The sequence below is a fragment of the Jannaschia sp. GRR-S6-38 genome (assembly GCF_029853695.1).
Taxonomy (GTDB): Bacteria; Pseudomonadota; Alphaproteobacteria; order Rhodobacterales; family Rhodobacteraceae; genus Jannaschia; species Jannaschia ovalis.
On sequence record NZ_CP122537.1, the window covers coordinates 1643078 to 1656148 of the forward strand.

10 protein-coding genes are annotated in these 13071 nt (G+C 68.8%); 4 read left to right on the top strand and 6 right to left on the bottom strand.

The genetic code is table 11. The features are described 5' to 3' along the window. The first annotated feature begins 62 nt into the window (after positions 1–62). Both hrcA and P8627_RS08575 read left to right on the top strand, forming a co-directional pair. Entirely contained in the window at positions 63–1127 is a 1065-nt protein-coding gene (gene hrcA, locus P8627_RS08570) for a heat-inducible transcriptional repressor HrcA (protein WP_279967371.1), read from the top strand. Between the two features lie 9 nt (positions 1128–1136). Continuing rightward, positions 1137–1706, top strand: coding sequence for a nucleotide exchange factor GrpE (locus tag P8627_RS08575; protein WP_279967372.1), 570 nt, complete (start codon positions 1137–1139; stop codon positions 1704–1706). Here P8627_RS08575 and mutS read toward each other — a convergent pair. Continuing rightward, a complete protein-coding gene (mutS, locus tag P8627_RS08580; RefSeq protein ID WP_279967373.1) occupies positions 1686–4295 on the bottom strand; it encodes a DNA mismatch repair protein MutS in 2610 nt (869 codons plus the stop codon). The genes P8627_RS08575 and mutS overlap by 21 nt on opposite strands. 79 nt (positions 4296–4374) lie before the next feature. On the opposite strand from mutS, the gene P8627_RS08585 reads away from it, so the two are divergent. Continuing rightward, on the top strand, positions 4375–6636 hold the full coding sequence (locus tag P8627_RS08585) for an NADP-dependent malic enzyme (protein WP_279967375.1): 2262 nt from the start codon (positions 4375–4377) through the stop codon (positions 6634–6636). A 24-nt stretch (positions 6637–6660) separates the two neighbouring features. Here P8627_RS08585 and P8627_RS08590 read toward each other — a convergent pair whose 3' ends face one another. From P8627_RS08590 to dnaK, 3 genes are all read right to left on the bottom strand, one after another. Further along, entirely contained in the window at positions 6661–7629 is a 969-nt protein-coding gene (locus P8627_RS08590) for a serine hydrolase domain-containing protein (RefSeq protein WP_279967376.1), read from the bottom strand. After that, complete coding sequence (gene dnaJ / locus P8627_RS08595) at positions 7626–8795, bottom strand: molecular chaperone DnaJ (RefSeq protein WP_279967377.1); 1170 nt, start codon at positions 8793–8795, stop codon at positions 7626–7628. The genes P8627_RS08590 and dnaJ overlap by 4 nt, the downstream gene beginning before the upstream one ends. Before the next feature lie 73 nt (positions 8796–8868). After that, positions 8869–10797 carry a molecular chaperone DnaK gene (gene dnaK, locus P8627_RS08600; RefSeq protein ID WP_279967378.1) on the bottom strand — a complete coding sequence of 643 codons (1929 nt, stop codon included), beginning with the start codon at positions 10795–10797 and terminating at the stop codon, positions 8869–8871. Positions 10798–11041: 244 nt separating this feature from the next. Here dnaK and P8627_RS08605 point away from each other — a divergent pair, with 244 nt between their 5' ends. After that, positions 11042–11575 (top strand): alpha-ketoglutarate-dependent dioxygenase AlkB family protein, encoded by a 534-nt coding sequence (locus tag P8627_RS08605; RefSeq protein WP_279967432.1) that lies wholly within the window; start codon positions 11042–11044, stop codon positions 11573–11575. On the opposite strand, the gene P8627_RS08610 is transcribed toward P8627_RS08605, so the two are convergent. Both P8627_RS08610 and P8627_RS08615 read right to left on the bottom strand, forming a co-directional pair. Beyond that, a complete protein-coding gene (locus P8627_RS08610) occupies positions 11576–12184 on the bottom strand; it encodes a COG3650 family protein (RefSeq protein ID WP_279967379.1) in 609 nt (202 codons plus the stop codon). Next, positions 12166–12987 carry an ABC transporter permease gene (locus P8627_RS08615; RefSeq protein WP_279967381.1) on the bottom strand — a complete coding sequence of 274 codons (822 nt, stop codon included), beginning with the start codon at positions 12985–12987 and terminating at the stop codon, positions 12166–12168. The genes P8627_RS08610 and P8627_RS08615 overlap by 19 nt, the downstream gene beginning before the upstream one ends. Positions 12988–13071 lie beyond the last annotated feature (84 nt).

Sequence of the window (13071 nt, forward strand, 5' to 3'; positions counted from 1 at the left end):
CGCCGGATCCATGCAACCCCGCGATTGACCACGGGGGGCGCGGTGCATAGATCCCGTTCGCCATGACCGCGAACCCGCAAATCCTGTCGGAGTTGAACGACCGTTCCCGCGAGGTGTTCCGCCGCGTGGTCGAGGGCTATCTCGGCACGGGCGATCCGGTGGGCAGCCGCACCCTGACGCGGTCCATGTCCGAGAAGGTCTCGGCCGCGACGATCCGCAACGTGATGCAGGATCTCGAGTTCCTCGGGCTCCTGGAGGCACCGCATATCAGCGCCGGGCGCATCCCCACGCAATCGGGCCTGCGGATGTTCGTCGACGGCCTGCTCGAGGCGCAGCTGGGCGACGAGGATCGCGAGAAGATCGAAGCCAGTCTCGGCGCGTCCGAGGATGACGTGACCGCGATGATGGACCGCGTGGGCAGCGCCCTGTCGGGGATCACGCAGGGCGCGTCGCTGGTGCTGGCACCGAAGCGCGAGGCGCCGATCAAGCATATCGAGTTCGTGTCGCTCGCCGCCGACCGGGCCCTGGTGGTGCTGGTCTTCGCCGACGGCCATGTCGAGAACCGCGTCTTCACGCCGCCGCCCGGGCAGACCCCGTCCTCGATGCGCGAGGCGGCGAACCTGCTCAACGCGATCATCGAGGGGCGGACGATCTCGGACCTGTCGAACCTGATGGCCGAGGAGGTCAGCGCCCGGCGGCAGGAGATCGACGCGCTGGCCCATGACCTGATCGAGAAGGGCCTCGCCGCCTGGGAGAACGAGGGCGAGCGGTCGGAGCGGCTGATCGTGCGCGGACGCTCCAACCTGCTCGGCGAAGGCGCCGACGCCGCCTCGCTGGAGCGTATCCGCAGCCTCTTCGACGACCTGGAGCGCAAGCGCGACATCGCCGATTTCCTGAGCTTGACCGAGGAGGGCGAGGGCGTCCGCATCTTCATCGGCTCGGAGAACAAGTTGTTCTCACTTTCCGGTTCATCTCTGGTGGTTTCTCCCTATATGAACGCGGATCGAAAAATCGTGGGCGCGGTCGGCGTGATCGGCCCCACCCGTCTCAATTACGGGCGAATCGTCCCCATCGTGGACTACACTGCTCAACTGGTCGGACGGATGCTGTCCGGCCCGAAACGATAGAGGATCCGAATGGCAGAGCCGAAGGAAAACCCGTTCCTCGACGACCCGGAGGCCGAGGAGGAGGAATTCGACCTCGACGCCGCGATGGACGAGGACCCGGAGGACTCCGCGAAGTCGGGCCGCGCCGCCATGGAAGCCGTCATCGCCGAGCGCGACGAGATGCGCGATCGCCTGATGCGCGCGCTGGCCGAGGCCGAGAACGTCCGCAAGCGCGCCGCCCGCGACCGGTCGGAAGCCGAGCAATACGGCGGCTCCAAGCTCGCCCGCGACCTGCTGCCGGTCTATGACAACCTGCGCCGCGCGCTGGACGCGGCGGGCGACGCGAATGACGGCGTGGTCGAGGGCATCAAGCTGACCCTCAAGGAGCTGCTGAAGGTCTTCAACAAGCACGGCATCACCATGGTCGCGCCCGAGATCGGCGACCGGTTCGATCCGCAGCACCACGAGGCCATGTTCGAGGCGCCCCTGCCCGACACCAAGGCCGGCGACATCATCCAGGTCGCGGCCGAAGGCTTCCTGCTGCATGATCGCCTGCTGCGCCCCGCGCAGGTCGGCGTGTCAAGCACGCCCGCCGGCTAGGCCTTTCAGCTCGTAGAGCAGGTCCAGCGCCTCGCGCGGGGTCAGCTCGTCGGGAAGAACCTCGCGCAGCCGGTCCTCGGCTGCGCTTTTCGTTTGCGGGGCGGGTGCCGGTGCCGGCGCGGCGCGGAAGAGCGGCAGGTCGTCGATCATCGCGCGGGCCTTGCCCCCGCCCTCGCGCTCGCCCTTCTCAAGCGCGTCGAGGACGGCGCGGGCCCGCTCGACCACGGCCGGGGGCAGGCCCGCGAGCTTGGCCACCTGCACCCCGTAGCTGCGGTCGGCGGCCCCGTCGCGGACCTCGTGCAGGAAGATCACCTCGCCCTCCCATTCGCGCACGGCGACGGTGGCGTTCTCGACCCCGTCGAGCTTGGCGGCGAGCGCCGTCATCTCGTGGTAATGCGTGGCGAAGAGCGCGCGGCAGCGGTTGACGTCGTGCAGATGCTCGAGCGTCGCCCAGGCGATGGACAGCCCGTCATAGGTGGCCGTGCCGCGCCCGATCTCGTCGAGGATCACCAGCGCGCGGTCATCGGCCTGGTTCAGGATCGCGGCCGTCTCGACCATCTCGACCATGAAGGTCGAGCGCCCGCGGGCCAGGTCGTCCGAGGCCCCCACCCGGCTGAAGAGCTGGCTGACCACGCCGATATGCGCGGCCTCGGCCGGGACGAAGGCGCCCATCTGAGCCAGCACGGCGATCAGCGCATTCTGTCGCAGCCATGTCGATTTGCCCGCCATGTTCGGCCCGGTCAGAAGCCGGATTGCGGCGCCGTCCTCGGCCGTAAGCGCGGTATCGTTGGCCACGAAGGGCGCGCCGTCGCGCTTGAGCGCGCGTTCGACCACCGGGTGTCGCCCGGCGCGGACGGCGAAGGCGCGGCTCTCATCGACCTGCGGGCGGCACCAATCCTCGGCCCGGGCGAGGTCGGCGAGCGCTGTAATCACATCCAGCTCCGCCAGCGCCCGGGCTGCGGCGAAGACCGGATCGGCGGCGTCGAGCACGGCCTGGCGCAGCGCCGCGAAGATCCGGGTCTCGATCTCCTGCGCGCGGGCGCCGGCATTGAGGATCTTCGTCTCCAGCTCCGACAGCTCGACCGTGGTGAAGCGGACCTGGTTCGCGGTGGTCTGGCGGTGGATGAAGGCGGCGTCGGCGCGCATCTTCTCGGCATGGGTCGCGGTGGTTTCGACGAAATAGCCCAGCACGTTGTTGTGCTTCACCTTCAGCGAGGCGATGCCGGTGGCTGCAACGTAGTCGGCCTGCAGCCGGGCGATGACGCCGCGGCCCTCGTCGCGCAGCGCGCGCGCCTCGTCGAGCTCGGCATCGAAGCCCGCGGCGATGGCGCCGCCGTCGCGCAGCATCACGGGCGGTTCGGCGACCAGCGCCTGTTCCAGCCGTTCGCTCAGCGCTTCCTCGCCCGCGAGCGCGGCGACGTCGAGCGGTAGATCCGTCTCGAACACGGCGGAAAAGACGCTTTGCCCGGCCGCCAGCCCGTCCCGGATCGCCGCCAGGTCGCGCGGTCCGCCGCGGTCGAGCGACAGGCGCGACAGGGCCCGGTCCATGTCGGGGGCGCGGCGCAGCATGTCGCGGAGCTGCTGGGCCAGCGCATCGTTGCGCACGGCCCAGTCGACCGCGTCGAGCCGGGCGCGGATCGTCTCGACATGCGCCGACGGCGCGGCGACGCGCCGTTCCAGGAGCCGCGCGCCGCCGGCGGTCACGGTCCGGTCGATCGCCCAGAGGAGCGAGCCGTCGCGCCCGCCCCCGGCCCCGCGGGTCAGCTCGAGATTGCGCCGCGTGGCCGCGTCGATCGCCATCATCGCGCCCGCCGCCTCGCGCCGGGGCGGGCGCAGGAGCGGCAGCCGGCCGCGCTGGGTGATCTCGACATATTCGATCAGGGCGCCCATCGCGCCGAGCTCGGCGCGCGAGAACTGCCCGAAGCTGTCGAGCGATTTCACCTTGAATAGAGCCTTCAGGCGGGTTTCGGCCCCGGCGCTGTCGAAGGCGCTGCGGCCCAGCGGCGTCACCGAGGCGCCCTGCTCCTCGGCCACGGTTGCGCCTTCCGCGCCCTCGCCCAGGATCAGCTCGGCCACGCCGAGCCGCGCCAGGTCGGGCCCCAACCGGACGCGCGGACAGGCGGCGACGTGGAACGCGCCGGTCGAGATATCGGCCCAGGCCAGCGCCCCCTCGCCCCGCACCTCGTGGAAGGCCGCGAGGTAGTTATGCGCCCGCGCCTCCAGCAGCGTGTCCTCGGTCAGCGTGCCGGGCGTCACCAGCCGGACGATCCCGCGCTTCACCACCGATTTCGAGCCGCGCTTCTTCGCCTCCTCGGGGCTTTCCAGCTGTTCGCAGACCGCGACGCGGAAGCCCTTGCGGATCAGCGTCATCAGGTAGTTCTCGGCGGAATGGACCGGCACGCCGCACATGGCGATATCCTCGCCCAGATGCTTGCCGCGCTTGGTCAGTGCGATGTCCAGCGCCGCCGACGCCGCCACCGCGTCGTCGAAGAACAGCTCGTAGAAATCGCCCATCCGGTAGAACAGGAGGGCGTCCGGCGCTTCCGCCTTGATCTCGAGATACTGGGCCATCATCGGCGTGACGGACATGGCTTCCCCCCTTCGCGGCGGCGACCCTACCGCCCACCGGAACCCTCCGCTACCGTGAAGCGAAACCGGGGAGGACCGCATGGCCGGACGCACCAAGATCACGCGCGAAGAGGCGCTCGCCTACCATCTGGAGCCGCGGCCCGGGAAGCTGGATATCAGCGCCTCGACCGCGATGGCGACGCAGCGCGATCTGAGCCTGGCCTATTCCCCCGGCGTGGCCGTGCCCTGCGAGGCGATCGCCGCCGATCCCGCCACCGCCTACGACTACACGACCAAGGGGAACCTCGTGGCCGTGATCTCGAACGGGACGGCGGTGCTGGGGCTCGGCAACCTTGGCGCGCTGGCCTCCAAGCCGGTGATGGAAGGCAAGGCGGTGCTGTTCAAGCGCTTCGCCGACGTCAACTCGATCGATATCGAGCTCGACACCGAGGAGGTCGACGAATTCGTCGCCGCGGTGAAGCTGATGGGTCCGAGCTTCGGCGGCATCAACCTCGAGGACATCAAGGCGCCCGAATGCTTCATGATCGAGAGCCGCCTGAAGGAGGAGATGGACATCCCCGTCTTCCACGACGACCAGCACGGCACGGCGGTGATCTGTGCGGCCGGTCTGATCAACGCGCTGCACCTGTCGGGCAAGAAAATCGAGGATGTGAAGATCGTGCTTAACGGCGCGGGCGCGGCGGGGATCGCCTGTATCGAGCTGCTGAAGTCGATGGGCGCGCGGCACGAGAACTGCATCGCCTGCGACACCAAGGGCGTGATCTACCAAGGCCGCACCGAGGGCATGAACCAGTGGAAATCGGCCCATGCGGTCAAGTCCGACCTGCGCACGCTGGAAGAGGCGATGGCCGGGGCGGACGTGTTCCTGGGCGTGTCGGCCAAGGGCGCGGTCACCCAGGCCATGGTCGAGAGCATGGCCGAGGATCCGGTGATCTTCGCGATGGCCAACCCCGACCCCGAGATCACGCCAGAGGAAGCGCATGAGATCCGGCCGGATGCGATCGTGGCGACGGGACGCTCGGATTATCCCAACCAGGTTAACAACGTGCTGGGCTTTCCCTATCTTTTCCGCGGCGCGCTCGACATCCATGCCCGCGCCATCAACGACGAGATGAAGATCGCCTGCGCCGAGGCGCTGGCCGAGCTGGCGCGCGCCGACGTGCCCGACGAGGTGGCGATGGCCTATGGTCGCAAGCTGAGCTTCGGGCGCGACTACATCATCCCGACGCCCTTCGACCCGCGCCTGATCCACGTCATCCCGCCCGCCGTGGCGCGCGCCGGCATGGATACCGGCGTGGCGCGGCGGCCAATCCTCGACATGGACGCCTATACCCACGCCCTGGCCGCGCGGATGGATCCCACGGCCAGCATCGTGCAGGGGATCAGCGCGCGGGCCCGGCAGGCCCAGGCGCGGATGATCTTCGCCGAGGGCGACGACCCCCGCGTGCTGCGCGCGGCGGTCGCCTATCAGCGCTCGGGCTATGGCCGCGCGCTGGTCGTCGGGCGGGCCGAGGACGTGAAGGCCAAGCTCGACGCCGCAGGCCTCGCCGATGCCTCGCGCGAGCTGGAGGTGGTGAACGCCGCCAACACGCTGCATCTCGAGACCTACAAGACCTTCCTCTACCAGCGGCTGCAGCGCGAGGGGTTCGACCGGCAGGACGTGCACCGCCTGGCCAGCCGCGACCGGCATGTCTTCGCCGCGCTGATGCTGGCGCATGAGCATGGCGACGGGCTGGTGACCGGCGCGACGCGCAAATCGGCCCATGCGATGCGGCTGCTCGACCATGTCTTTCCGATCCACGGCAACCCGGAGGCCGTCGGCATCACCGCGCTGCTGCATCGCGGGCGGATCGTCCTGATCGGCGACACGCTGGTCCATGAATGGCCCGACGAGGAGGGGCTGGCGACCATCGCGCAGGCCGGCGCGCGCGTCGCCCGCGCCATGGGACTGGAGCCGCGGGTGGCCTTCGTTAGCTTCTCGACCTTCGGCTACCCGGTCTCCGAGCGTGCCGAGAAGATGCATCACGCCCCCGCGGTGCTGGAGGCGCGGGGCGCGGATTTCGAGTTCGAGGGCGAGATGACCGTCGACGTCGCGCTGAACCCGGAGGTGGCGGCGAACTACCCGTTCTCGCGCCTGACCGGGCCGGCCAACGTGCTGGTGGTGCCGGCGCGGCACTCGGCCAGCATCTCGGTCAAGCTGATGCAGGAGATGGCGGGCGCCACGGTGATCGGCCCGATCCTGACCGGGCTGGACCAGCCGATCCAGATCGCCTCCACCGGATCGACGGCGAGTGATATCCTCAACATGGCGCTGCTCGCGGCCTGCCGCGTGGGGAACTGAGCGCGGTGCGAAGCGGGTCGGGCTTCAGGCCGCGGCGACCCGGCCCATCAGGTCGCGCAAGTCGCCGAAATAGCCGCCGGAGCGGGCCGGCCGGGTCGGGTCGGATGTGATCACGAGGGCCGTGTCGATGCGCGGCATCACCGCCATCACCTGCCCGCCATAGCCGCGCGCGTAGTGGACGGGCGTGCCCCCGAGCCGCGTCAGGAACCAGCCGTAGCCATAGCCATCGCCCGACCAGGGCGAGCGGGCGCGGGGCTGCCAGGCGCGGTCGAACCAGGCGGGGTCGATCACCTGCCGGCCCTGCCATTCGCCCCGGTTTAGGCACATGCGCGCGACCCGGCCCAGGTCGCGCGGGCTGAGCGCCATGTCGTTCCCGCCGAGATAGTTGCCCTGCGGATCGGCGACCCAGGGCGCGAAGTCGATCCCGAGCGGGGCGCCCAGCCAGCGGCGCGCCAGCGTCAGAAGGTCGGCCTCGGCCGCGCGCGACAGCGCGGCGCCCAGCAGGTGGGTCGCGCCGGTCGAGTAGATGAAGCGCCCGCCCGGCTCGGATTCGAGCGGCTGGTTCAGGACGTATTCCACCCAGTTCGGGCTGGAGACCCAGGCACCGTAATTCGGGCCCGAGGTGCTCGCCAGCCCGCCGCGGAGCGACAGGAGGTCGGCCACGGTGATGGCGTCGCGCGCATCGCCGGCCGGCCCGCGACCGAGGAGCGGGAGCACGCGGTCCTCGACCGACAGCAGTTCGCGCTGGGCGGCGATCCCGACGAGGAGCGACAGAAGCGTCTTGGAGACGGATTTCACATTGGCCACGCGGTCCAGCCCGGGGCCGCCGAAGCGTTCGGCCAGCACCTCGGTGCCGCCGCGCCAGACGATCAGGCTGTGAAGCTGGTCGAGGGCCGCCGCGCTGTCGCGCAGCTCCGGCAGGGTCTGCGCCCGCAGGATCGCGGGGCAGGCCAGCGCCGCGCCGAGGCATCCCAGCGCGGCGCGGCGTCTCATTGCGTCATGCCGTCCCAGAAGCCCTTCACCTTGCGGAAGAAGCTGTCGCCCTGGGGATTGTTGTCGGCGTCGATCTTCTCGAACTCGCGCAGAAGCTCGCGCTGCTTGGTGGTCAGGTTCACCGGCGTCTCGATGGCGAGCTCGATGAACATGTCGCCGCGCGCGCCGCCGCGCAGCGCGGGCATACCCTTGCCGCGCAGGCGCATCTGGCGGCCGGTCTGCGAGCCGGCGGGCACCTTCACGCGGCTGCGGCCGCCCTCGATGGTGGGCACCTCGACCTCGCCGCCCAGCGCGGCCGCGGTCATCGCCACGGGAACCTGGCAATAGAGGTTTACGCCGTCGCGCTGGAAGATCGGGTGATCGGAGACCTCGATGAAGATGTAGAGATCGCCCGTCGGCCCGCCGCGCAGACCCGCCTCGCCCTCGCCCGAGAGCCGGATGCGGGTGCCGGTCTCGACGCCCGCGGGGATGTTGACGGAGAGCTGGCGCTCCTTCTCGACCCGGCCGACGCCGCCGCAGACATTGCAGGGGTTCTTGATGATCTGGCCCGCGCCCGAGCAGGTCGGGCAGGTGCGTTCGACCGTGAAGAAGCCCTGCTGCGCGCGCACCTTGCCCATGCCCGAGCAGGTCGGGCAGGTGGCGGGTTCGCTCGCGCCCTCGGTGCCCTTGCCCTCGCAGGTGCTGCAGGTCACGGCGGTCGGGACGGTGATCGTCTTCTGCTCGCCGGCGAAGGCCTCTTCGAGCGTGACGCGCATGTTGTAGCGCAGGTCCGAGCCGCGCGTGGCGCGCGTGCGCCCGCCGCCCCGGCCCGGGCCGCCCTGCCCGCCCATGAAATCGCCGAACAGGTCCTCGAACACGTCCGAGAAGGCCGACGCGAAATCGCCCTGCCCCGGCCCGCCGGCGCCGCCCGGACGGCGCGGACCGCCGCCGCCCATTCCGCCCTCGAAGGCGGCATGGCCGAAGCGGTCATAGGCGGCCTTCTTCTCGGCATCCTTCAGGACGTCATAGGCCTCGTTCGCTTCCTTGAACTGCGCCTCGGCATTCGGGTTGTCGGAATTGCGGTCGGGATGCAGCTCCTTCGCCTTACGGCGGTAGGCCTTCTTGATCTCGTCGGCGCTGGCGCCCTTCGAGACACCGAGCGTCTCGTAGTAGTCACGTTTCGCCATCATTCATTCTCCAACGAGAAGGCCGGCCCGCGTCGGGGCCGGCCTTCTGTGTCGCCCTCATGACCGGAAAGGCTCAAGCCCGCTTCTGGTCATCGTCGAGATCTTCGAAATCGGCATCGAGGATCTCGTCATCGTCGGACTTGCCGCCTTCGGCTTCGTCGGTCGCGGCGGTGTCGGACTCGCCGCCCTCGGCTTCGGCCTGCGCCTTATAGATGGCTTCGCCCAGGCGCATCGACGCCTCGGAGACGTTTTGGATGCCCGACTTGATCTTGCCGGCGTCGTCACCCTCCATCGCCTCTTCCAGCGCGGAGACGGCCAGTTCGATCGCCTCGACCGTGGACGGGTCGACCTTGTCGCCGTGATCCTCGAGCGATTTCTTCGTCGCGTGCACCAGGCTTTCGGCCTGGTTCTTGGCCTCGACCAGCTCGCGACGATTGCGGTCGGCCTCGGCGTTCTCCTCGGCCTCCTGCACCATGCGCTCGATATCCTCGTCGGTCAGACCGCCCGACGCCTGGATGGTGATCTGCTGCTCCTTGCCGGTCGCCTTGTCCTTGGCGCCGACCGACACGATGCCGTTGGCGTCGATGTCGAAAGTCACCTCGATCTGCGGCATGCCGCGCGGGGCGGGCGGGATGTCTTCCAGGTTGAACTGGCCGAGCATCTTGTTGTCGGCCGCCATCTCGCGCTCGCCCTGGAAGACGCGGATCGTCACCGCGTTCTGGTTGTCCTCGGCAGTCGAGAAGACCTGGGACTTCTTCGTCGGGATCGTCGTGTTGCGGTCGATCAGGCGGGTGAACACGCCGCCCAGCGTCTCGATGCCGAGGCTCAGGGGCGTCACGTCGAGCAGGACCACGTCCTTGACGTCACCTTGCAGAACGCCGGCCTGGATGGCGGCGCCCATGGCGACGACCTCGTCGGGGTTCACGCCCTTGTGGGGCTCCTTCCCGAAGAACTTCGTCACTTCCTCGATGACCTTGGGCATGCGGGTCATGCCGCCGACCAGGACGACCTCGTCGATCTCGCTCTTGTCGATGCCGGCATCCTTCAGCGCGGCTTGGCAGGGCTTGATCGACTGCTTGATCAGATCGCCGACCAGGCTTTCCAGCTTGGCGCGGGTCAGCTTCATCACCAGGTGCAGCGGCTGTCCGTTGGTCCCCATCGAGATGAAGGGCTGGTTGATCTCGGTCTGCGACGAGGAGCTGAGCTCGATCTTGGCCTTCTCGGCCGCTTCCTTGAGGCGCTGCAGGGCCATCTTGTCCTGCGTCAGGTCGGCGCCGTGCTCCTTTTTGAACTCGTCCGCGAGGTAGTTGACGATGCGCATGTCGAAGTCTTCGCCGCCCAGGAACGTGTCGCCGTTCGTGGACTTCACCTCGAACAGGCCGTCATCGATTTCCAGGATGGTGACGTCGAAGGTGCCGCCGCCGAGGTCGTAGACCGCGATGGTGCGCGCTTCCTTCTTGTCGAGACCGTAAGCCAGCGCGGCGGCCGTCGGCTCGTTGATGATGCGCAGCACCTCGAGACCGGCGATCTTGCCGGCATCCTTGGTGGCCTGGCGCTGGGCGTCGTTGAAATAGGCGGGCACGGTGATAACGGCCTGCGTGACCTCCTCGCCCAGATAGCTCTCGGCCGTCTCCTTCATCTTCTGAAGGATCAGGGCGCTGACCTGCGCGGGGGAGTATTTCTCGCCGCGAACCTCGACCCAGGCGTCGCCGTTCGAACCGGCGATGACGTTGTAGGGGAGGTTCTTCTTGTCCTTGGCGAGATGCTCGTCTTCGAAGCGACGACCGATCAGGCGCTTGACGCCGAAGACGGTGTTCTCGGGGTTGGTGACGGCTTGCCGCTTGGCGGGCTGGCCGACCAGGCGTTCGGACTCGGTGTAACCCACGATCGACGGCGTCGTGCGCGCGCCTTCCGCGTTCTCGATCACGCGGGGTTGGGACCCGTCCATGATGGCGACGCAGGAGTTCGTGGTCCCGAGGTCGATACCGATGACTTTTGCCATTTCGAATATCCTCTCTTGGCGATCTGTGAGGTCCGGGACCCGCTCAGGCATCCCGGTCCATATCCCTTTCGAATACGGTCCGAATTGCCCCGGCCCGCGGTTCGGAGGGTATATAAGGAGGGGGTCTGGACCTCGCAAGGACGTGAAGAGGCACAAATTGAGCGATGGCGATGCCCCGCGGGGCGCGGTGATCCGGGGCGTCCGCCTGTTGCCCGGCTGGCTGGATCGGACGGCCCAGGCGGCGATGGCGGAGGATGTGCGCGCCATCGCCCGCGCCGCGCCCTTCGTCACCCATGTGACCCGGTTCGGCCGGCCGATGTCGGTGCGCATGACCGCGGCCGGCCGGTTCGGCTGGGTCGTCGAGCGCGGCCGCTACGGCTATGCCGAACGCCATCACTCGGGCGTCGGCTGGCCGCCGATCCCCGACAGCGTGATGGCCGTCTGGCGCGCCGTCGTGCCGGACGCGCGGGACCCGGAATGCTGCCTGGTGAACTGGTACGGGCCTGAGGCGCGGATGGGCCTGCACCAGGATCGCGACGAGGCCGATCTCGCGCAGCCCGTCGTCTCGATCTCGCTAGGCGATGACGGGCGCTTCCGGATCGGCAATCTCGAACGCGGCGGCCGCACGGAGGCGGTATGGCTGCGATCCGGCGACGTGGTGGTGCTGGAGGGCGCGGCGCGGCTGCGCTTTCACGGGGTGGACCGGATCGCGCCGGGGACCTCGACCCTGCTGGACGCGCCGGGGCGGATCAACCTGACGCTTCGGGTCGTGACATAGTTATTGCGAAAGCGTGCAGCACCCCGAAAGCACCGCGCCCTCGAAGATCGCGTCGACGGCCAGCCCGTATTCCCGGTCGCTCATCCCGTCGTTGCAGGCGCGGTTGGCGATGACGCCGCTGAGCGGCGCGCCGCCGAGATCGGCCGTCAGCCCGAACCGATCCCGCCGGTTGGCGGATCCCAGCCGCGCCGTGACGCGGCCCGCGACAACGCGCTCCGGCGTAGACATCCGCGCGGCGTCGCCGTCGATGGCGAGGGTCCAGAACGGCTCGGTCCCGAAGCAGCTGGCGACTTGTGGGAAAGCCCGGTCCCACTGGCCCGGCCGGCGCGCGAGATAGCGCAGCGAGACCCAGGCCGTGCCCTCGCCCGTGTTCACGAGGCCCCAGCGCTGCCGCGCGTCCGGGCGGATCACCTCGATCCCGGTCGCGTCCGGTGCCAGCCGGCCCACGACCCGCGCGCTCGGCCCGGGCGCTGCGCGCAGGTTGAGCACGTCGTCCGCCGCCACGCCGATCACGTCGAAAAGCGCGGGCCAGCCGTCCTGCGTGGCGAGCGCCGGCGCCGCGAGCCAGAGCCAGAGAAGCAGCGCGCGGATCACCGCGTCGCGAACCACGAGATCGAGGTGTGCTTGCGCGAGAAATGCTCGCCCATCATGCCCAGCACGAGCAGGACCACGCCCACGATCAGCGCGTATTGCCAGCTCGTATAATGCGGATTGTAGTTCACGAAGGTGAAGCCCCGCGCCTGGTCGATGGTGTGGAACAGTGGGTTCCAGCTGAAGAAGGAGAGCATCGTCGCCGAAAGGGTGTTGGCCACGAACATCTTGCCCGAGGCGATCATGTTCATGCGCTGGTAGATCGACGAGCCGATGCTGCAGAAATTCGGGAACCACGGCTTGAGCGCGAGGAAGCACAACCCGATCGCGCAGCCCGTGAACCAGGCCAGGATGAACATCAGCGCCGCCTGCGCGGGATCGGTGATCACCACCGGCTCGAGCGCGACATGGGTGAAGAACAGCACGATCAGCATCGAGAAGGTCTGCAGGTAGAGGCAGGACAGCGCCGCCGCCGCGATCGAGACATAGGTGTTCATCGGGCCGTGCAGCATCATCGGCGAGGTCGAGCTCTCGGCGCTTGAGACGGCACCCACGGCCTTGGTATGCGTCAGGAACAGGAAGATTCCCGACAGCAGGAACAGGACGAAATTGCCGCGGATCGCGATACCGCGCAGGCCGAGGATGGAAAACATCAGCCAGAAGGCGCCCACGAAGATCGCCGTCTGCAGCGTCGCCATGCCCAGCGCCATCAGGCCGGAGCGATGGCCCTTCTTCGTCTGGCGGACGGTGGCGTGGAAGATCAGGTCGGCCATCCGGAAGGCCGCGCCCCACATCGTCTGGCGGCGATGCTGCCTGAACATGGCCGTCCTCCTGCTGCACGCTTGCTCCGAAGCGCTTCCTTACCATAAGCAGAACCGGGTCCAAAAGGGCGCGACGATCCTGAT